General features: G+C 33.9%; 17 protein-coding genes and 1 tRNA gene. 10 read left to right on the forward strand and 8 right to left on the reverse strand.

Annotation, left to right across the window (positions count from 1 at the left end; translation table 11 throughout):
• Window positions 1-93 precede the first annotated feature (93 nt).
• The 6 genes from Q1A60_RS01845 to Q1A60_RS01870 are packed head-to-tail and all read right to left on the reverse strand — an operon-like array spanning window position 94 to window position 6,149.
• Entirely contained in the window at window positions 94-1,389 is a 1,296-nt protein-coding gene (locus tag Q1A60_RS01845; RefSeq protein ID WP_299763380.1) for an HlyD family secretion protein, read from the reverse strand.
• Window positions 1,389-3,578, reverse strand: coding sequence for a peptidase domain-containing ABC transporter (locus Q1A60_RS01850; protein ID WP_299763382.1), 2,190 nt, complete (start codon window positions 3,576-3,578; stop codon window positions 1,389-1,391). Before Q1A60_RS01850 ends, Q1A60_RS01845 begins: the two co-directional genes overlap by 1 nt.
• Window positions 3,579-3,583: 5 nt before the next feature.
• Window positions 3,584-4,696: a grasp-with-spasm system SPASM domain peptide maturase gene (gene gwsS / locus Q1A60_RS01855; RefSeq protein WP_299763384.1), complete on the reverse strand. Its 1,113-nt coding sequence runs from the start codon at window positions 4,694-4,696 to the stop codon at window positions 3,584-3,586.
• Entirely contained in the window at window positions 4,684-4,899 is a 216-nt protein-coding gene (locus Q1A60_RS01860) for a hypothetical protein (RefSeq protein WP_299763386.1), read from the reverse strand. The genes gwsS and Q1A60_RS01860 overlap by 13 nt, the downstream gene beginning before the upstream one ends.
• Window positions 4,900-4,901: 2 nt before the next feature.
• Complete coding sequence (gwsG, locus tag Q1A60_RS01865) at window positions 4,902-5,855, reverse strand: grasp-with-spasm system ATP-grasp peptide maturase (protein ID WP_299763388.1); 954 nt, start codon at window positions 5,853-5,855, stop codon at window positions 4,902-4,904.
• A gap of 57 nt (window positions 5,856-5,912) precedes the next feature.
• Complete coding sequence (locus Q1A60_RS01870) at window positions 5,913-6,149, reverse strand: hypothetical protein (RefSeq protein WP_299763390.1); 237 nt, start codon at window positions 6,147-6,149, stop codon at window positions 5,913-5,915.
• Between the two features lie 349 nt (window positions 6,150-6,498).
• Between Q1A60_RS01870 and Q1A60_RS01875 the strand changes: the two genes are divergently transcribed.
• The 4 genes from Q1A60_RS01875 (at window position 6,499) to Q1A60_RS01890 (ending at window position 9,414) form a co-directional block, all read left to right on the forward strand.
• Entirely contained in the window at window positions 6,499-6,948 is a 450-nt protein-coding gene (locus Q1A60_RS01875; RefSeq protein ID WP_299763392.1) for a GatB/YqeY domain-containing protein, read from the forward strand.
• A gap of 134 nt (window positions 6,949-7,082) precedes the next feature.
• Window positions 7,083-9,008: an OmpA family protein gene (locus Q1A60_RS01880; protein WP_299763394.1), complete on the forward strand. Its 1,926-nt coding sequence runs from the start codon at window positions 7,083-7,085 to the stop codon at window positions 9,006-9,008.
• An 88-nt stretch (window positions 9,009-9,096) separates the two neighbouring features.
• Window positions 9,097-9,339, forward strand: a complete 243-nt coding sequence (locus tag Q1A60_RS01885) for a GIY-YIG nuclease family protein (protein ID WP_299763396.1) — start codon at window positions 9,097-9,099, stop codon at window positions 9,337-9,339.
• Window position 9,340: 1 nt separating this feature from the next.
• Window positions 9,341-9,414: transfer RNA gene (locus tag Q1A60_RS01890), tRNA-Arg, on the forward strand.
• Between the two features lie 275 nt (window positions 9,415-9,689).
• On the opposite strand, the gene Q1A60_RS01895 is transcribed toward Q1A60_RS01890, so the two are convergent.
• Window positions 9,690-10,418: an acyl-CoA desaturase gene (locus Q1A60_RS01895; RefSeq protein WP_299763398.1), complete on the reverse strand. Its 729-nt coding sequence runs from the start codon at window positions 10,416-10,418 to the stop codon at window positions 9,690-9,692.
• A 9-nt stretch (window positions 10,419-10,427) separates the two neighbouring features.
• A complete protein-coding gene (locus Q1A60_RS01900; protein ID WP_299763400.1) occupies window positions 10,428-11,450 on the reverse strand; it encodes a hypothetical protein in 1,023 nt (340 codons plus the stop codon).
• A gap of 528 nt (window positions 11,451-11,978) precedes the next feature.
• Here Q1A60_RS01900 and Q1A60_RS01905 point away from each other — a divergent pair.
• From Q1A60_RS01905 to Q1A60_RS01930, 6 genes are all read left to right on the forward strand, one after another.
• Window positions 11,979-12,353 (forward strand): LytTR family DNA-binding domain-containing protein, encoded by a 375-nt coding sequence (locus Q1A60_RS01905; protein WP_299763401.1) that lies wholly within the window; start codon window positions 11,979-11,981, stop codon window positions 12,351-12,353.
• 262 nt (window positions 12,354-12,615) lie between these two features.
• A complete protein-coding gene (locus Q1A60_RS01910) occupies window positions 12,616-13,254 on the forward strand; it encodes a hypothetical protein (RefSeq protein WP_299763403.1) in 639 nt (212 codons plus the stop codon).
• Between the two features lie 384 nt (window positions 13,255-13,638).
• Window positions 13,639-13,959 (forward strand): hypothetical protein, encoded by a 321-nt coding sequence (locus Q1A60_RS01915; protein ID WP_299763405.1) that lies wholly within the window; start codon window positions 13,639-13,641, stop codon window positions 13,957-13,959.
• Window positions 13,960-13,968: 9 nt separating this feature from the next.
• Window positions 13,969-15,432, forward strand: a complete 1,464-nt coding sequence (locus Q1A60_RS01920; protein WP_299763407.1) for a contractile injection system tape measure protein — start codon at window positions 13,969-13,971, stop codon at window positions 15,430-15,432.
• A gap of 286 nt (window positions 15,433-15,718) precedes the next feature.
• The gene (locus Q1A60_RS01925) at window positions 15,719-17,035 is read left to right on the forward strand and encodes an ATP-binding protein (protein ID WP_299763410.1); all 1,317 of its coding nucleotides are present in this window, start codon (window positions 15,719-15,721) and stop codon (window positions 17,033-17,035) included.
• Window positions 17,036-17,246: 211 nt separating this feature from the next.
• Complete coding sequence (locus tag Q1A60_RS01930) at window positions 17,247-21,092, forward strand: polymorphic toxin type 15 domain-containing protein (RefSeq protein WP_299763412.1); 3,846 nt, start codon at window positions 17,247-17,249, stop codon at window positions 21,090-21,092.
• The last annotated feature ends 10 nt before the right edge of the window (window positions 21,093-21,102 follow it).

Genomic DNA, 21,102 nt, shown 5'->3' on the forward strand with positions numbered 1-21,102 from the left:
AGAAAGAGCCAACTTAATAGAGATCAGAAACCTGAGAGTGATACTGTAGCTTTCAGGTTTCTTTTATTAGAGACGTACTGTATAATATAATGCTTATTGTCGTTTTGTTATTTCTTTAAAATTGTAAAAGAAACGATCTAAAAGTTTTAGGTCTTCTGTTATAATACTAGCCTCTCCAGACATTTCTTGCGTGAAAGGAAGTTTTTTGTCATAAGATGTGATTAAATCTTTATGAACACTAGCATCTATAAGGTAGTTTCCTTGTTCATCAGGTACTTGCGATATTTTGATGACATTACCTTGTAGTACTCCATATTCGGCATCTGGATAATTAAATAACTTAATATTTACTTTCTGGCCTACACTAATTTTACCTGTATTTTGAGGCGGACAACTTAATTTAGCGATGTATGGAATATCTTCTTTAGGAAGAATGGTAAATACTAAATCATTCTGTCTAATATTCTGATTAGTTTTCCAGTATTTCATGAGAATCACTTTTCCATCAATATCTGAAGTTAATGCATATTGTAACTCCCATGCTCGAATGCTTTTTTGTAAGTTATTGTAGGCTTGAACTACGTTTTTATACATGATAGCTTCTTCTTTTTCTCTACTTATTTTTGTGCCTATAGCCGTTTTTTTGTTGTTGCTAATGGATATTTTTGTTTGAGAAATGGTATTGATAAACGTTTGCATTTCTCTTTCTGTTCTATAGTATTCAAGCTGGTCATTATCATATTCTTGAGAAGAAATAACTCCTTTTTCGTAAAGTGTTTTCTTTCGCGAAAGCTCATTTTTTTTTAAATTAAGTTCTTGTTGTTTTAGCTTTTGTTGCTCTTCTAGATTTAGTAATTGTGCTCTTGATTCAGAAAGAGAAGTCTCATTAGCAATGACTTCATATGAATAAGGTAAAAGTTTTTTATTTAAGTGGTATAGTATATACTGATTCTCAAAAGTGGTGTATGCATCTTCTACATCTCCTAAAAAGAGAATGGGGATTTCGTCTACAGGAAAATGTACATTATGATTATCAAAAGTGATCGTGTCTAGTATAGCTTTGAGCGTATATATATCTTGATAGTTAGCGGTGTTTTCTATGATCCCTAATAGTTGACCTTCTTTAATAGGCTGATTATCTTTTACTAGTAAAGCTTCCAATTTGCCGCTTCGCTGCGCATAGATTTTTTGAGGAGGAATTTCAGTGGTTAATATAGCTTTAGCATTAACAATATCTGGATATGAAATAAACCAACTCAATATTAATAATAAAACGATAAGAAATAGAAATATACCACTTCCCCAGCGTATCATCCAATTTGGGACCTTCGTAAGAATAGCTTGCACCTCCTCATTTCTAAGCTTGATGTTATCTATCGTATTCTTCATTATTTTCCTAGTTCTAATTGATTTTTTACGAGATGATAATAATCTCCCTTTTTTTCTATTAGAGATTCATGGTTCCCAATTTCTGTGATATGACCTTTGTCTAAAACAATAATTTGATCTGCTCTTTTTACAGTGCTTAATCTGTGTGCTACGATGAGTACTGTTCTGTCTTTAAAAAATGCTTCAAGGTTAGTGATGATCACTTTTTCATTATTTGCATCAAGGGCACTTGTTGCTTCATCAAAGAAAATAAATTCAGGGTCCTTATATACAGCTCTAGCAATAAGTAATCGTTGTTTTTGTCCAGTGCTTATTCCTACACCCTCATTTCCTATTTTGGTATTATAGGATAGCGGTAAATTTTCTATAAAATCTCTTATGTTAGCAACCTCAACAGCTTTAAAGAGTTTGTCTTTATCTACATGGTCTTCTCCTACAGCAATATTGTTTGCAATAGTATCATTAAATATATAGCCTTCTTGCATCACAACGCCACAGCGACTTCTCCATGTACCAGGAGGTATGTTTTTTAGGTCAACATTACCCGTTTTTACGACGCCTTCTTGTTGCTCATAAAATTTAAGTAGTAGCTTAATTAGGGTTGTTTTTCCACTACCACTTGTACCTACAATTGCAGTTACTTTTTTTTCTGGAATGTGTATGTTTAAATTCTCCAATACATTATCAGAAGTGCCTATATACCTAAAAGAGACATCTTTTAAATCAAAATTAGCAGGATAGGTTATTGTATTAACTTGCTCTTTTGTAGTTACATTTTCTTCTTCTTTATTGTGAATTTCTGAGAGACGATCTAAAGCAATTTTTGCATCTTGAATTTCTCTTACAAATGAGATAAGCTGACTAATGGGAGAATTGAGTTGTCCTACGATATAGGAAATAGCAAGCATAACTCCAATTGTAATTTCACCATCTATTACTAGTGTAGCTGATAGTACAGTAATTAAAATATTTTTGAGTTCGTTTATAAAACTAGAACCAACACTTTGATATTGCTCTAGGATTAAGCCTTCTATAGACAGTTTAAATAAACGTGCTTGCATATATTCCCATCCCCAACGTTTTTGCTTTTCAGCATTATGTAATTTTATTTCTTGCATCCCATTAATGAGCTCAATAACCTTGCTTTGCTCTTGACTTACTTGAGAAAATTGTTTGTAATCTAGATCGGCTCGTTTCTTTAAGAATAATGTAATCCATATAAAGTAAAGCACACTCCCGATTAAAAAGACTGTAAATATTTTTAGATTATAGTAGGCAAGTACGATACTAAATACAAAAAGGTTTAGGAGCGAGAATAATACGTTTAACGATGAGGTAGTAAGAATCCGTTCTATACGACTATGATCACTAATACGTTGTAAAATATCTCCAGTCATCCGTACATCAAAAAAGGCAATAGGGAGGTTCATTAACTTGATGAAAAAATCCGATATTAATGAAATGTTTATTCGTGTGCTTAGATGTAATAATATCCAGCTTCGTACGATTTCAATAGCAGTTCTACCTAAGAAAAGTGCTAATTGTGCAAAAAGGATTAAATAGATAAAGTGGATGTCTAAGTTTTTGATCCCTATATCAACAATACTTTGTGTAAGAAAAGGAAAAATAAACTGTAATGTACTAGCTCCGATTAACCCTAGGATAAGTTGCCAAATAAAAGACTTATAACGTACTAAGTATCTTGAAAGGAATGAGATTCCTATTTTGTTTTGTTGTTCTTCATATTCATTTTCATGAAGTCTAGGTGTAAATTCTATAAGTAAAGCAATTCCTTCTTCTGCATCTTCAGACACATTAGGTCCTAGCCAAGATTTCATAAAATCTTGTTTGTTATATTTTAATAAACCGTGTGCAGGGTCGGATATATAAAATGTATTCTTTTTGATTTTGTATAATACCACATAGTGATTTTTATTCCAGTGAAGGATACAAGGTAGCGGAGCATCCCTTAGATCTTCTAGCGTTATTTGTACACCAAGCGTTCTGAACCCTATACTCTCAGCTGCCTCACTCATTCCTATTAAATGACTGCCAGCTCTGGTAGTTTCACTAAGCGTTCTTAATTTTTGGATAGGAATTACCTTATCATAGTATTTTGCTATGATTTTTAAACAGGTAGGACCACAATCCTTAAAATCTGCTTGTTTATAAAATGGAAATTGCTTCACGTATGTTATGCTTTTATGAGTTGGTTTAAATCATAATGCGCGATTGCTTTTTGTTTAAGTGGGTTTTCACTCCATTCTTCCCAGGTATTTGTTGCGGGGTTGTATCCACACTTTAAAGGCTTTGAATAGATGTCTGAAGGGTCTTCTACATACGCTCTACAATCTGTACATACATGCCTAAATTCACACGTATTACAAACACTTATCTGGTCTTTTGTGATATTTCCTAATACTTTAAATTTTTCTTGTTGTACGACTTCTTCTAGTGTGTGTTTAGAACAATGACCGTAATGATTTCTCATGGAAGGGCAATTTTTAATAAACCCATTTTTATCTACAGCTATTTTGCGATTTAAGCAAGTATTGTGAAATTGAGATTCCATAAAAACATCTTTGTTTGGATTGAAATATTTTTTGGAAATAATACCGCAGCATTGCTCACTTGCAAGTGTCTCTTCAGTATAATGTATGGTAGATAATCCTTTCACAACTTCTAGGTCATTTGTCTGAGGAGCGCCATGAAGAATGACTGTTGCCACTTTTGTATGCTCATACAATAAAGTGTTTAGTATCTGAGGAGTCAAATGCTCAGAATAACTCGTATATAATTCTATAGATTCAATACAAGTGTTGGTAATAGTGCTAACAAGATGTGTTATTTCATCTATAGTAAGTACGGTATATGATCTGATTTGAAGTGCTTGGCAACGTAATGTGTCTAATTGTCTAATGACATCACTATAGTAGTTTGAGGTTTCATGATAGCTTGCAATATCAATAATCGCATTAGAAATAATATGTGGTGATTTCCATTGCTTTTTTAAAGGAGGAAATTGCTCTTTAGTTACTTCATCAGTTAAAAAAATATATTCGTCTCGTAATAAGAAGTCTAAATATGACTCAAGTATTTCTTTATTAGATGCTCCATACATTGTGAAAATACTTCCTAAAGGGAGATGTTTTGTATTTTCAAGAAATGTAACCATATCATTAGGAATGAGCTCAAATGTGCCTCTTTGCGTATCAGATAGTAATGCCCTATTTTTTCCTTTTGTAATTAAGCAGGAAGCAAAAAGACATACATATTTTGAATTGTTATTTTCGTTTATTTGAAACATCTCGAAATTGATTTTGAATATTTAGAATCTACAGGGAAGCTTTCAGTATCATATTTTTTTAATGGGATCATTTTTAGGTGCCCCATTTCTTCTAATAGCGCCTTTTTAACACTAAATTCTGACAAGAAGAATATGGCTTCAAAAAGCCCTGGTTGTTCTTTCATTTTTGTTTTAAACGTATCTATAATTTCTTCTTCTTCCATGGTTATAAATGTTTTGCTATTTCAAGGTCTAAATAATAATTACAAGGAACAGAGACCATATCATACTGGCCTATAGGATTAATTTCTAAGAAAATATATTCCCCTTCTTCAGAATATATAAGATCGAGGGATGCACTTTTTAATGTGTATTCTGCTAAGAGTTTTCTTAATTTATTTTCAATCTTCATAGGAAGATGATAAGGGACTACACGATTAGGCTTTTTAAAGTTATAATTCCTAAAATCTACTTTTGTTTGATCGTCACTTTGGGAAAAAATAGCCATAGAATAAAATCTATCTATTAGGAAGAAAGTACGTATTTCAAATTGCTTTTTAATGAGTTTTTGAAAAACGCTGATATGAAATTTTTCAGGCAATTGTTCAATATTTTTGGGTGTGACTAGTTTTGTAGTAACATCAACAAAGCATTCCCCTTTTATATTCGGATCAATATTATTTACAGCTTTAGTGATCACATCTCCATGCGTCTCTATAAAGTTAGAAACAGCTTCTCTAGTATTTGTGACCAGTGTTTCAGGAACAGTAATATCTAATGCCCTGCAACTCTTAAGTACTTTTGTCTTATTGATATTTGAAGAATTTAGAAATGTGTTTAATGCATTTGGTGCTAATTGACTTTCTATAAGTTCTACAATATCTTTTTCTGCTTCCTTCGTAAAATATTTAAGATACCGATGTAACCACTGTTGTTTTACATTCCCTAAACTTCCTCGTTGTGTAGAAGCCCATGAGCCACGTCTATACCAGTATGTCTTTATGTCTTTTGTATTAAATGAAATAGCGTCTGCCGTTATAGAAATAGCATCCCCATCGGTAGTAATATTATTTATGGGCGTTGTATCATTAATACGTACGTATGGTTTTTCTAAATGAAGTAACCATTTTATAACTTGTGTAGTAGAGTAGTCTTGTGCGGTTGATTTAATTAAGATCATAGTTAACTGTTTTAAAAAGAAGGAGTAATATCATATTACTCCTTCCAGAAATGTGTATTACATTCCTACTTCTTCATATCTCTCCTCATGAGGTAGTTGATCGTAATCATACCTTGTATCCGTCCATGAATCTGTCATAGGTGGATGAGGAGGACAGTTAGTTTGAGCAGATCTATACGTCGTAAATGACGATGTAGCCCCATCTGCTTGACTAGTAGCCCCTACAAAATGTCCAGGATTTTTAAGCTCCTTAGACTTGAATTTGCTGTTTTCTAAACTTTCAAGTTTTTTCATAATTCTTGATTTTTAAAGTGATTGCATACTCTCTTAAAGGCTTTTCTGCATACGCCTATCTGAAATTTATATGCTAGTATGACGTCTAGTACCAACATATCGGTTTGATGCATCTAACCAACCTATAGTATCTATTTTAAAATTTCATTACCCACATTATTGTGTATTATATAATTACGCTTTCGCGAAAGCGTATACGGTCGTGATATAAATGATATAATTTAATAGTTGAAAACATAGAGTTATGTGCCTGTTTTCAGGTTTCTTTTTTATCTTCGCCTCCTAATGAGATCATAAAAGATTAACTGCTTTCCTGCCTACCGGCAGGCAGGCGTGAAAGCAAAAAAAGATGAGTTTACAAACAGCTATAATGACAGCAATGAAAGAAGCAATGAAAGCAAAAGATCAAAATGCTTTAACCTCTTTGCGTGCTGTAAAATCTGCTATACTATTGGCACAAACAGAAAGTGGAGCTAAGGAAGAATTAACAGAAGAGCAAGAACTTAAATTATTACAGAAACTTGTAAAACAACGTAAAGACAGCGCAAAAATATTTGCAGAACAAGGGCGTAATGATTTGGCAGAGCCAGAATTAGCACAAGCAGCAGTGATCGCAAAGTTTTTACCAGAGCAAATGAGTGAAGATGCTATAGCTGCTATTGTAGATGATGTCATTACTGCAACAGGCGCTTCCAGTATGAAAGATATGGGTAAAGTGATGGGGCAAGTAAATGCAAAAGTAGCTGGAAAAGCAGATGGTAGTACAGTTGCAAAAATTGTAAAAAATAAACTTACCTAGTAGTAAAGAATATCCTCAACTAATTTTTTATCTTTACACTGTAAATAATACACCATTCCCCCGTCTTTATTGTTATAAATTATTAATCATTACCAATGAGTAAGAGAATGTGTTTACATCTAACATTACTATTGATGTTAGTTTGTATAGGATCAAGTTTTGGACAACAATCAAAACTTGCTCGGGCAGACAAGAAATTTGCGCAATATGCTTATATAGATGCTATAGAAATTTACAAAGACTTAGCAGCAGAAGGGTATGAGTCGTTTAAGATGTATACCCGTATTGCAGATGCATATTACTACAATGCTAGATATACAGAAGCTCAAGAGTGGTACACAAAAATATCTCAAAAGTATAAAGATTCAGTATCTAAAGAATTCTACTTTAGATACTCTCAATCTTTGAGAGCTGTAAAGGAATATGCAAAAGCAGATGAGGCTATGCATTTATTTGCATCTTTAGGTGGTGAAGACTATAGAGCTAAGCTATTCATAGAACAACCTGATTATGTTTCTGTAAGTGGGTATAAGAAGAGTGATTATAAAGTGGATATGATACGAGAGATTAATTCTCGATATTCTGATTTTGGACCCTCTTATTATAAAAACCAGTTAGTTTTTGCTTCTGCTAGAGATACAGGTGTTTTTTCAAGAAGAATTCATAAATGGAATAATCAGCCGTTTTTAGATTTATATTGGTCTACGATTAAAAAAGATGGAAGTTTAACGCCACCTACGGTATTTGTAAAAAAGCTAAACACAAAATTTCACGAAAGTACAAGTTGTTTTTCTGAAGATGGAAATACCATGTACTTCACTAGAAATAACTATACAGAAAATAAATACGGTAAATCAACAGCGGGCGTTAATAAGCTTAAGATCTATATAACAACAAAAACGGATAAAGGATGGAGTAGAGCAGAAGAGCTACCCTTTAATAATAAAGAATATTCCTGTGCACATCCTGCGTTAAGTAAAGATGGAAAGTTCTTATACTTTGCATCCGATATGCCAGGGACTATTGGTAATTCAGATATTTGGAGAGTAGCACTTATTGATGATGAGGATTCGGGAGAAAAAACATATGGAACACCTGAAAATATAGGGAGGCCAGTTAATACAGAAGGAAGGGAATCTTTTCCGTATATAAGTGATTCAGGGCACCTTTATTTTGCTTCAGATGGGCATCCAGGCTTAGGAGGATTAGATATTTATGTGACACATCCAAACGAAGAAGAAATGGTTATACTAAGTCTCGGTAATCCTATAAATAGTTCTAATGATGATTTTGCTTTTATTGTGAATGATAGTACAAAAACAGGCTTTTTCTCATCTAGCAGGAAGAGTGGTATGGGGAGTGATGATATCTATAAGTTTGTACAAAAAGAATTGCCAGATCCTACTTGTGATATCACGATAACTGGAGTTATTACAGATCAAAAAACAAAAGAGATTATACCAGATGCAAAAGTCCAACTATTGAATCAAGATAATGAGTTGGTAGAAGAAGTATCGGTCAATAAAGAAGGGCGATATTCTTTTATGACTGATTGTAATGAACGTTATATAGTAAGAGCTAGCGCCGACCTCTATTATTCTAAAGAGGTATTGGTTACAAATCCTTCTGCAACAGAAACGCTTACTAGAAATATTGAATTAGAAAATAGAGTTACAGAAGTAAATTTAGGAGATGACTTAGCAAAACTCCTGGATCTTAAACCTATTTATTTTGATTTTAATAAGTCAGATATTCGTCCTGATGCAGCTATTGAACTTTTAAAAATAGTTTCAGCAATGCGTCAAATACCTACAATGAAAATTAGTGCAAGATCGCATACTGATAGTAGAGGGCGTGATGCTTATAATTTAGTATTATCAGATAGAAGAGCGAAATCAACAGTAGCATATATCATTAGTAAAGGCATAGATGCCGATAGAATTACGGGGAAAGGCTATGGAGAAAAAGAACTGGTAAATGAATGTTCTAACGGAGTAGAATGTTCAGAAGAAGAACATCAATTAAATCGTAGGTCAGAATTTATTGTGGTTAGCCAATAAACGATACATTTGCACAAGAATTTAAAATGGCCTCGTAGTTCAACTGGATACCTGCCTGCCGGCAGGCAGGGAATATCAGAAATAATATATGTATTTTGTTTATGTCTTAAGAAGTGAAGTTGATGGTAGGTTGTATAAAGGACTAACACAAGATATAGAGAATAGACTTAGAGAACATAATAGTGGTAAGATGAAATCAACGAAAGGATATATTCCTTGGGTTTTGGTGTATCAAGAAAAAATAGAAACAAGGGTAGAAGCCAGAAAAAGAGAGAAATATTTAAAAAGCGGAGTAGGAAGAGAGTTTCTCAAGAAATACTTAAATACATAATGGCCTCGTAGTTCAACTGGATAGAATATCAGATTTCGGCTCTGACGGTTGGGGGTTCGAATCCCTTCGAGGTCACGAATAAATAGTTTCAAAAGAAAAAACGCCAAGCTTGCTTGAGCGTTTTTTTGTTGAAACTATTTTCAAAGCGGAGCTTTGCGGGATCACCGAGCGTAGCGAGGTAATCCTACTATAAAAGAGCATCAAACTCGCTTGAGCGTTTTTTTGTTGAAACTATTTTCAAAGCGGAGCTTTGCGGGATCACCGAGTGTAGCGAGGTAATCCTAGTTTAAATTAATTAAGCTTCCCTGAAAACAACTACTGCTTTCTGTATTTTAAAAAACTATTTACGCTTATAAAGCACGTTTTTTAATCTTAATGATATGTAGATAATCTAGACATTTAAGAAAGAAAAAAATAGGATCAAATTCATACCATTTTTTTGCCAAATTTAACTTGTGCGGAAACTTATGGTGATTGTTATGGTAGGCTTCTCCTAAAAATAAGAGGTCCAATCTTAAAATATTACGCGAGTTATCTGCAGTATTATAATTTCTATATCCAACTTTATGAGCCAAATGATTCACAAGTCCACCCTGTAAAGCTCCCATGGCAACTGTAATAGGAAGTAAAAGATAGTGCCACCATTGCTCAGCTATTACAGAATACAGAAATATATATACGATCACCCAAGTAACTCTACTTAACCAATGATGACCTAATCTATCTAAAAATTTCCATTCGGGATATGTTCTTGCAGGTTGACTGTTTTTACGACCGTGATATACGTCCTGATAACTATTTCTAGCCCTAACAATAGTACCCAAAAACCCCCATGTATTAGATGGAGTATGCGGATCTTCTTCCCCGTCTGCATGATGATGATGCAGTTCGTGCATTCTTGCAAAAGCAGCAGGACTCATATATGAAGAGCCAAATATGATATAATTGAGAATGAAAAAGAACTTTTCTAAGTATGTATTCATTTCAAAATTCTGGTGTGCAACATAACGGTGTAGAAATAAGGATTGTATAAAAATTCCTATGTACCAATGTGCTATAATCAAGATGACTACGTTCATATACTTGTTTTATAATTGTTTCTTTGCTTCTATTACTTTATTTCTAAGGTTGTTGAAAAACTTGAGACGATCTTTTTGGTTTTCAACGCTTATAGGAGTAGACTTACTCGCAATGGTATCGATATTATTTTTGGTGTAATTACTAAAATCTTCATCAAAGGTGGTGAGAAAGTTTATAGTACTATGATTAACATAGGCAATTTGTGCATTTGCAATTTGAATTAATTGCATATTGTCACCCATGGTAAGTTCATTCTTATACATCTTATAAGATACCTCACTTGTAGTAGGCTCTTGTCCAAGTGTGAGTTTTTTACCAGATTCAGCTTGTTGTTCAATATGATCTATCAGTTCAATAAGCTTATCATAGAGAATCTCTACATCATCTAGAGAGGCAAAAGACCCAATTTCTTTATAGTATTCTATTTGATGTAATGTACTTCTAATATTTTCTACATGCCAAATTTCAGTACTTGGAATAGATGAAAAAAGATCACTAATTTTTTTACACCACTTATAATAATGACCAAAGTCATCTGCTAATGAAAACTTTGCATTTTTGAGATCTTCGTAATCCAATACAGATCTCATAATAAAGTAAGATTTAAAAGCTGCAATTTCTGGAATAAGAAAATAATAGAAAAAAGGAATCTCCTTTGCCAAATAATACATTTGATTAGGTGGGTTATCTGCAATTTGTTGTAAATGTTGTACACATAATTTTAACCACTCCTCATAATTAAAATCCGAATTATTTATAATTCTTCCATTAAAAAGAAATGTATTATTGTTAATCTGAAATAACTTGTCAAGAGAGATATTAAAATGAGATGATAATTTATAAATCTCATCCAGTATTAATAACTTTTCCCCTCTAACGCGTCTATACACACTATCATGACTCACATCAAGGAGTTCTGAAACTGCAGCAACTAATGACAAATGAGGAGGAAGCTTTAACTTTATTTCCTGAAATAGTTTTTCTTGTAATTGTATTGGTGACATTTCTTTCTTTTTATATGCAGTATTCATAGAATACGATGGTATGTTAACAAATGTATCTAAAATAGTATCTTAATGAGCATGAACCATTCGCGTTATTTAGCAATAGTTGAGGATGATAAAAAAAGTTTTTGCATAAATTACTAAAACCGATGTTATTAAACTAAAGTTTCTATTAGATGTAGTTCTTCTTTATACGCTTTCGCGAAAGCGTATACAAATTTTTAGCAAATGTATAGATGGAGATGCAATGTTAGAAGTTCGTTTTGTAACTCAAAAGAATTAAAAAGCCTATATGGTATCTCCAAAAAACACCTATTTATATATAGACAGCGGAGTATTGATAAGGACCTAAAAGACTATTTCCAGTGTTTTGATAATGCGTCAAAATTTTTTTTTTCGGAAACAATAATCTGATAATGAGTAAGCTAAGACATGGTGCTGTTTTATTTTTTTTATCTAATGTAAGTTGCTTTAAAATCACCGTCAATAAGCGATAAGGGTCTATTGAAATAGAGGTCCTTTTTTAGGTAAGTTAGAAACAATATATCGCTTATTATGGATCACGAAGAATCAGATAATTCAAAGAAGTCTATTGAATGTTTGTTTGGAAAGATTGCTTTTCCAATGCAAAAAGGATTTAGGTTTGAGGACATTAACGATATACTCTATATTATTGCAAACGGAAGCTACTCTGAGGTTTACTTTAAAGATCAAAAACAGCTCTTAGTATCTAAAAACTTGAAATTTTATGAACTAAAATTATGCAATAAAGAGTTTATGCGTATCCATCCTTCGGCATTAATCAATTTTCAATATATAAAAGAATTAGACCGTTCTGAGGGTGGTAGTGTGATCATGCAAGATGGAAAACAACTTCCTATTTCTAGACAGAAGCGATTAGAATTAGAAGCACTCATTCGTGAAAACTAAACCATCAATATATGATATGATTGCAAATGAATCTAGGAATATATTCTTCCTACTTTAAAAATCATATTTTTTCTATAAACACACTTTCTTACATTGGTAAATACTATTTTTTGAATAGTAAGTAAATTAATACTATTAATGTATAAATCAATACTGTATTCAAATGAAATAGCATTTATTTAGGTACTTTATTACAGATATATTGCATTTTAATAATAAGAAATACTCATTCTTTTTATCATGGTTCCCTAAATCATCCACTATGAAGTATATTACGTTTCTAGTACTCTTAATTTCACAAATATGTTTTTCTCAAATAGGTATTAATACTGCAGACCCAAGTGCTTTATTAGATATTAATAGTGAGACTCAAGGTGTGTTAATGCCTCGAGTAAAACTAGTAGAAACTATGCAAGCATTACCTGTAGTAAATCCTAAAGGAGACCCCCTTGAAGATGGTACCCTTGTCTATAATACAGAAACTATAAATGATGTACGACCTGGTTTTTATTATTGGCTTATTAATAGATGGGTGCGATTAAGCTCCGAGCCACAATTTTTACAGTTTACATCGATAACCCTCCCTTTTCCATCTAGTGCAAATGAAAATGTAGATTTTCTTCTAGATGGTATAAACTATACGTATAATGTCTTTAGAATAGAACATGCTGGTGCAGATTTAGGCGGTATAATAGGCGGTGAGCATGGAAGAATTCTCTATATATACAATGGAGATCCTATTAATGATTTAAAGCTATTAGCTGGTGGGAATTCAGGTTCAGATCCTGAAAATCAATTCTCTCTTCAAGGAGATGTTATATTAAAGCCAGGAAATGCCATTATTGTTTTTTATGATGGTATTTATTTAGATCGCTGGACTGTAGCTAGATCAGATAATTAACCCCCTTACCTGATACGTTTTCTAGTGATTATTTTACTAAAATAATCTTTCATCCCTATATAAAAACCTCACTATAAATCAGTGAGGTTTTTATATGTACTTTCTAGAAACATTGTGACGTAGGAGTTTATCCTAGGTATCGTCGATGTGCAAGCGCGTATATTCCATACGTCTAATAATTCATTTTATTTCAGAAAATAACAGCGTAGAATATATGATGAAACTACGGTTCTTTTAACCCTAGTTTATGATTGTTTTTCAATAGCTATTTGATTTAAAAAGATTAAATGGAATTTACTGAAAAGACTGATTTACAACCCTTAATTATTTCAGGAAATCAATATATACAGAGTAATTTGTAGTGTATAAAAAACACTGTATGATATGGATTTAAAAGAGATGTATAGAAAAAGAAAAGAAATTATTAATGGACATATGAATGAATTATACACCCTTGCAGGAATGACAAGCAAGAGTGATGCCGCTGTATTTAGCATTCGCGAGAAAATATGTAATGATTGTCCACTTAAAATAAATAATACATGTAATACCAACTTGTGGATTCATCCAACAACTATGGAGACTTCAAATTCAGGTAAAGAAGGATTTGTAAGAGGATGCGGCTGTAGATTAAGCGCAAAACAAAAATCAAAATATAGCAAATGCCCAGCAGGTTTTTGGGGAGATGAGTTTAGTTCAAAATAGAAATACACTATGGAGAAGCATATTATACATAAAGTATATCTAGAACTTAACACTTCAAATGTGGCCGAAGCTCAAAAATTAAAGGAGAATATAGGAAGCTTTCTTCGTTCAGATGTATTTCCATTATTAGAAAAGCAAATTGATATTATAAACGACGAAGTGCCGCAATATGCAATCCAATTAGATAAAATTAATGTTGAAATTACTGAAAAAGCAATTCGTTTAGACAATGAGCTGAAACATACTATTGTAGAAGCTATTGAAACCGAAACACAGAAAGTGATCAAGACTATTGATGATGATGAAAAAACAGAAGAAGGAGTCGTTAAAAAAAGAAAACTATCTTATAAAAACGAACATCAATTAGAAACGTTTATTCACTTTCTAAAAACGGGCACCAACCCTTGGTGGAGTAACGAATCTATTACACAACTGTTAATACCTAAAAACTTTAAAAAAATACTAGCGACACGAGATTTTGTACCAAAAGTAGTGCGCGTTCTTAGAGATCAAAAGGTGAGAGCTCGTATGCTGAATCAACTTACGAGAGCCTCTGTAAAAGAAATATGCATGGCTATTGCTAAAGAAAGTGATATACTAGATATAGCAGAAGTTGAGGTGCAAAAAATAAGGAAGCGCCCTGTCGTACAGCAACAACAAATTTGGAGAGTGCTACTAGCAGCAATAGTCTACCAAGAACCTATTGATATAACAACGATAATTCGTACAGTCAAGGAGGCAGAAACGCTTAAAAAGCAAGCAACGAAGCAATCTCCAAAAGAGAAGGAGAAAGATACCAAGAAAGCAATACAGTCTAAGAATCAAGAAAAAGAAGCAAAATCTAGCCAAGTTTCAGAAGAAAACCTACAACAAACAACAATAGACAAAGCATTTATTGAAGCCCTAGTAAACCCAAAACAAGATGTAAAAGCGCCAAAAACAACACCAACAGCAATAACAACAAATGCTGATGCTGTAATAGAAGGCGAATATGTTCAAAATGCAGGCTTAGTACTTGTACACCCATTTTTAAGGCACTTTTTTAGCCATTGCGGTTTACTAGATGAAGAAAATCAATTAAAAGATCCAGAACGCTGTGTCCATTTGTTACACTATATCGCAACAGGAAAAACAAAGCAAGTAGAAAGCGATATGGTATTTGAAAAGTTCTTGTGTAATATTCCGATTCATGAGTCTATCAATAGAGATATAACAATCTCTAAAAAACAAAAAGAACAAGTCACCAACCTTTTAAATGCGGTCAATGAAAATTGGGGCGCTTTACAAAAATCGTCACACGCATTATTACAGAACGAATTCTTACAACGTGTGGGGAAAATAGAAAAAAACAGTAACGGGACAACCATTCAAATGGAACGTAAAGCACAAGATATTTTACTAAAAAAACTGTCTTGGGGATTAGGATTGATACGGCTCCCATGGAAAAAGGAATTTATCTATGTAAACTGGTAATACCCAGTTGCCTTAATCAAGACTGTAACCTACTGAAACTACAGATTCCAAAAGAGGTTTTACTTGTTTTTAAGAGCACTTGACAGCATCTTTGTTATCTGATTATAGAAAGTGTAGTCGCAACATAAAATGCACTATACTTTATGGTTTTTAAAGTTAAGTAAACGACCTCTGGGTAAGCTCTTGAGGCATTTATACGAAACTGAATTTTAATTTTAATTTCGAGGTAAACCTAGGAGTAGAAAACCTTTTGGCAATGCCAATATAATACAAATAACAATTGACTATGCGTTTAGAACAGAAGGGCACACAACAAATTTTTGACTACCTAAAAGAAGTAATTCTTTGGCGATTAGAAAATACGGAAACACCACTTAAAGTGTGCCCTTTAAAGTATACACCTTCAACCTATGAAGAAAGTTCTCTAGGGAACTATATTGCAAAACATGCCTTAGATCAAGAAGAGATTATTTCGCTTTTACTCTCATTAGTACCACATGTATATCCTACATTTTTAAGAGATGTAAGTATCGAAAGCGAAAACGGAGTATTGTATTTCTTTTCACAAACACGCGCAGATCAAAAAAATGCAGACCCAACAGCAGAGACCATTTTGTATGCACTCGCAGGAGATGATGTAGCAGGAAGAATCGCTGCGATTCACTTCTTACATAACAATAGACTATTTAATGAATTACAAGTCTTACATACGGCTCCTACAGAAAAAGGAGAACCCGCAGTACGAGGAAAACTACTCATATATCAAGACGCTTTTCAGGAAATTGTACTAGGCAGTACTATTATACCTAAACTCAGTGAAGAGTTCCCTGCACAAGAAATCAAAACTCAAATGACATGGGATGATCTCATCTTATCAGAAAACACCTTGCAAAAACTACAAAACAGTAAGACATGGCTCAAGCATAACGATACCTTATTAGAAGAGCTGGGAATGAAAAAAAGGCTCAAACCAGGATATCGTGTGCTCTTTTATGGAGCGCCAGGAACAGGAAAAACACTTGCAGCGAGTCTATTAGGGAAGTATACTGGAAAATCGGTATTTAGAGTAGATCTCTCTGTATTGGTCTCTAAATACATAGGAGAAACAGAAAAACATTTAGCAAACCTATTTAACAAAGCAGAAAAGAAAGATTGGATTCTCTTTTTTGATGAAGCAGATTCTGTATTTGGAAAAAGAACCAATGTGCGAGATGCCCATGATAAATATGCAAACCAAGGCGTTTCCTATTTATTGCAAAAAATTGAAGCCTATCCAGGTATGGTGATTCTAGCATCAAATTATAAAGACAATATTGACACCGCATTTATGCGTCGTTTCCAGTCTATTATTCATTTTGAATTACCAAAAGCAAAAGAACGTTTACGTATCTGGAAGCATAATATTCCAGAAAAACTAGAACAAGATGCTTCATTAAAACTAGACGAAATAGCCTCAAAATATGTCCTGAATGGTTCTAATATTATGAACTGTATTCAAGATGCAAGTTTAAAGGCACTGGCAAACAAAGATAGAATCCTAACACAGGCAATGGTGTTAGAAAGTATAAAGAAAGAATATCATAAAGAAGATAAGGTGTTTTAATTATAGACATCTCTTTTTTATTTGGGCGTGACCATATTCCTGAAATCTTTTCAGGAATATGGTCGGGCTTTACACTACAATTCCTCGCACTTCCTTACAGTCAGGCTGTGGGATTTTCATTGCAATCCCTCACGCAAAAAATGACTAGTAATAACCGTGAGAAAGGATACATATGTCATGACATATTGTAAAAGACCATAATAACAATACTATGAGAACAGGTACGCAACCCGAAATAAGAGCATCTCAATTAGGTGCTGCTCAACAAAACAAAAAAGCAAAAAATGCTGTTGCTCTCCAAGGAAAGAAACAGCAAAAAGCAAATAAAGGAGTTCCTCCGTCGTTAGACGAAGCCCTCTTTGGAGCACCTCAAAAAATAAACACAACAGGTCTTAAGGATACAGACTTTAATGCAAAACAAGTAGGGCAGTTGGCAGCAGATCCTACAGTGGGAATACCCGATATTCTAGATGCGCAATTTTTAGATATCGCAAGTATTCCTACAGCAAAAGTATCAGTGCCAGAAGTTCCAAAAGAACCTGTTGCTAAAGAGACACCTGCTGTAAAAAATGAAGGTGAAACAATAACAATTGTCCAAAATACAGAAGCAAAAGCAGCAGCGCCAGCAACTACAAAAGATCCAGTAATAAAAGCAGCGCCAGCTATAAAAAATGCAGGAGAAGTGCCAGTAATTACAGAAAAAACAGAAGGAAAACCAATCCCAGAAGCTGGCACAAAAGCAGGTGTTCCTGTAACGATAGCAAAAACTCCAGAAGAAAACGAAAACTTCCAGGCTTTAAAAATGGAAGTAAGTGAGACTGCCAAAGGACAACAACAACATGAGTCGTCTGGCAAAGCAAGTGCAAAAGCACAAGCTGCAGCACCTTCACCAAGTAATGAGCGTGAGAGTATAGCACAAGCCAGACAAGTAGATGTCATGGCAGCGCAAGATGCAGAAGAATTTAGCGCAGCTGCTTTTAAAGTGCAATTACAAAGTCGTATTGCAGAAATGCAATTACCCGAAGATGAAGAGGCGGCAGATAAGTTTGATGAAAATAATAATATTGCAGAAGTAAATAAAAATGCGATGGGAGATGTGAGTGGTGCCTCACAAAAATCTTCAAGCGCGATTGCAAGCGCCACTTCTGCAAAACCAAATACGGCTGCTACACCTAAGCGAAATGTGGCCAAAATGCCAACCCCTAGATTTGGTAAAAAACCAAATGTAGCAGGTGCTGGAAAAGCCATGCCACCTACACGTACTGCTGCTGAGGTAGAGCAACCATTACAAGAGCAAAATAGTACCGTAGATAACGAGATGGCAACACATGGTGTAACCGATACTATGCTCGCCAACTCAAACGAAGCTTCTTTTACAGGAGCATTGGCAGAGAAGAATGCAGCCAAAGCGCAAAGTGACGCAGCTACACAACAATTCAGAACTCAAGAAGAGCAAGAGCAACAAAACGTGCAGCAAAACGCACAACAGCAAACCAATGCACAAATTGGAGGCATGAATGCAGCACGTGTTGCTGGGTTGAATAAAGTAGCAGGAAATCAAAAACAAACCGCATCCAAAGATTCAGCAGAACGTAAACGTATCGCCGATGCAATTAATGGAAAATATGAAGCAGCAAAATCTAAAGTAGATACTATTTTAGACCAACTGGATACAGATGTTGCCAAAGAGTTTGTAAAAGGATCAAATGCTGCCAAAAAAGCCTTTGAAGATCATATAGACAAAGAAATGACGGCCTATAAAGAAGAACGTTATGGAGGTGCTTGGTATAGCTGGAAAAACATTCGTCGTGTAGGCGATTACTTAGGAGGACTTCCAGAAGAAGTCAATGAATTCTTTGTGACAGGACGTGAAGTATATATCAACACCATGGATGGGTATATCGAAACCATTGCCAATATGGTAGCAAATAGACTCAATAAAGCAAAACAAGAAATAGCCAATGGTAAAAAAGATGTACAAGCGTATGTAAGTTCTTTAGATCCTAATCTACGTAAACTTGGTAAAGAAGCCGCTTCTGCTATAGAAGATAAGTTTGATAGCCTAGAACAAACCGTAAATGATAAGAAAGATACGCTTATAGAAGCATTAGCAGAACAATATGCAGCCAATATCGAAGCGGTAGATGCTCGTATTGAAGAACTCAAAGCTGCCAATGAAGGATTGGTAAGTAAAGCCCTAGGAGCTTTAAAAGGAGTCTTCGATTTTATTATCAAAGTAAAAAACACCTTAACCAATTTACTAGCAAAAATAGTAGAAGTAGTCGTGGCCATTATCGCAGATCCAATAGGATTCTTATCCAATATGATGGCAGGCGTAGGGCAAGGAATTTCCAACTTCTCTTCTAATATTGTAAAGCATTTACAAAGCGGTTTGATAAGTTGGCTTACAGGAGCCATGAGTGGTTTGAGTATTACCATGCCAGAAGATGTATTCTCTTTGAAAGGAATCTTCTCGCTGTCTTCACAGATCATGGGCTTTACCTGGCAAGCCGTGCGTAGAGTAGGAACCAGAGTGATTGGAGAACCGGTGATGAAAGCCTTAGAAACAGGCTTCGAACTCGTTAATATCCTACGTACAGAAGGACTCGCAGGATTGTGGGAATACATAAAAGAACAATTCCAAGATCTAAAAGCAACCGTCATAGATGCGGTGATGGACCTGATCCAGACACAAGTGGTACAAGCAGGTATCAAGTGGTTATTAGGATTACTTTCTCCAGTTGGGGCTTTTGTAAAAGCCGTGATGGCCATTATAGATGTGGTGAAATTCTTTATAGAACGTGCTGCACAAATCGCTGAGTTAGTGAGTGCCTTTATGGATTCTGTCTCAGCTATTGCTTCTGGAAAAGTAGGCGCGGTTGCAGCCTCTATAGAAAAAGCGCTAGGAAAAGCAGTACCCGTAGTAATAGGACTCCTAGCCTCTATTTTAGGTATAGGTGGCTTAGCGCGAAAAGTGATCAAGCTCTTTAAGAAAATCCAAAAACGTGTAGAAAAAGCATTGGTAAAACTTTGGAAGAAGATTAAGAAGATGGCGAAAAAGTTCTTGAAGAAGTTTAAAACTAAAAAAGGTGATGCAAAAAAGATCAAAAAAGAAAATGAAAAAGGTGAGATAGAGCAAATAACCTCAGAAGATAGAGCAGAGCATAAAAAAATTGCAAAAGCAATAAAAGTAAAACTAGAAACAACTCCTAAGAAGAAAGATCTTTCTTTTGAAGAACTATATGCAATTAAAAAGAAAGAAGCTACTACTTTAGAAGATGAGTATCAACCTAAACTTAAAAAAGGAATTAATTTAGATGTTAAGTTTAATCCAGTCATTTCTGATCAAAAAGATACTGATGTTGATATGCAAATTAAAATTGCACCTAATGACACGGTTGTTAATGCTACTTCTGAACTGAATTCTGAAAGCGAAAATAGTTTAGAGAGAATAAAATTAAAGGTAATTAAATTCAATTTGCCAGTTAAGAGGGAAACGCACCCTGAATTCAAAAGACAAATAAAGATTCAAGAAGAAGAGCTTAATAAAACTCTTGTGAGTAGATGGTTGAAAAATAGAGATTTGTTTATAAAAAGAGCTATTGAAACTGGTGAAGGAAGGGATCCTGAAGGAGATAAAGAAATAACAGAACTAAGAAAAATAATTAAAAGAGATTTAGCAGATTACTTTATTAGAGAAAATGGATCTAAACTAAGAAGTCAAGGAAAAACAAGAGATGAGATTGATATTTTAGCGAAAGAACATGCTGGAAATCTTTTAAATAAAAATAAAGTAATATTACATAACCCTGATCAGATAGCAGGAGGTGATCCTTTAGTAATTGAAAAGTTTAAGAAATTAAATAAAATTCATAATAAAGAGACGTTAGAAAACCACAAGATGGTTGGTGATAGATCTGCTAATAGCTCAATAGGTTCTCAATGGGGTAAGAAAAACAGAATAGAAGATTTACATTCACATGTTAAAAAAGAATATGACAAATTAAATGAAGATCAAAAAAAACATATTAAATTGAACGTTCAACTCAAATATTAAAAAGAAATTA

It is taken from the genome of uncultured Dokdonia sp., from assembly GCF_947492535.1.
Taxonomy (GTDB): Bacteria; Bacteroidota; Bacteroidia; order Flavobacteriales; family Flavobacteriaceae; genus Dokdonia.

Bases quoted from the DNA above. Each gene is read 5' to 3' on its own strand.
- Q1A60_RS01845 (WP_299763380.1), bottom strand. From the start codon at position 1,389: ATGAAGAATACGATAGATAACATCAAGCTTAGAAATGAGGAGGTGCAA.
- gwsS (WP_299763384.1), bottom strand. From the start codon at position 4,696: ATGTTTCAAATAAACGAAAATAACAATTCAAAATATGTATGTCTTTTT.
- Q1A60_RS01860 (WP_299763386.1), bottom strand. From the start codon at position 4,899: ATGGAAGAAGAAGAAATTATAGATACGTTTAAAACAAAAATGAAAGAA.
- gwsG (WP_299763388.1), bottom strand. From the start codon at position 5,855: ATGATCTTAATTAAATCAACCGCACAAGACTACTCTACTACACAAGTT.
- Q1A60_RS01870 (WP_299763390.1), bottom strand. From the start codon at position 6,149: ATGAAAAAACTTGAAAGTTTAGAAAACAGCAAATTCAAGTCTAAGGAG.
- Q1A60_RS01875 (WP_299763392.1), top strand. From the start codon at position 6,499: ATGAGTTTACAAACAGCTATAATGACAGCAATGAAAGAAGCAATGAAA.
- Q1A60_RS01880 (WP_299763394.1), top strand. From the start codon at position 7,083: ATGTTAGTTTGTATAGGATCAAGTTTTGGACAACAATCAAAACTTGCT.
- Q1A60_RS01885 (WP_299763396.1), top strand. From the start codon at position 9,097: ATGTATTTTGTTTATGTCTTAAGAAGTGAAGTTGATGGTAGGTTGTAT.
- Q1A60_RS01895 (WP_299763398.1), bottom strand. From the start codon at position 10,418: ATGAACGTAGTCATCTTGATTATAGCACATTGGTACATAGGAATTTTT.
- Q1A60_RS01900 (WP_299763400.1), bottom strand. From the start codon at position 11,450: ATGAATACTGCATATAAAAAGAAAGAAATGTCACCAATACAATTACAA.
- Q1A60_RS01905 (WP_299763401.1), top strand. From the start codon at position 11,979: ATGGATCACGAAGAATCAGATAATTCAAAGAAGTCTATTGAATGTTTG.
- Q1A60_RS01910 (WP_299763403.1), top strand. From the start codon at position 12,616: ATGAAGTATATTACGTTTCTAGTACTCTTAATTTCACAAATATGTTTT.
- Q1A60_RS01915 (WP_299763405.1), top strand. From the start codon at position 13,639: ATGGATTTAAAAGAGATGTATAGAAAAAGAAAAGAAATTATTAATGGA.
- Q1A60_RS01920 (WP_299763407.1), top strand. From the start codon at position 13,969: ATGGAGAAGCATATTATACATAAAGTATATCTAGAACTTAACACTTCA.
- Q1A60_RS01925 (WP_299763410.1), top strand. From the start codon at position 15,719: ATGCGTTTAGAACAGAAGGGCACACAACAAATTTTTGACTACCTAAAA.
- Q1A60_RS01930 (WP_299763412.1), top strand. From the start codon at position 17,247: ATGAGAACAGGTACGCAACCCGAAATAAGAGCATCTCAATTAGGTGCT.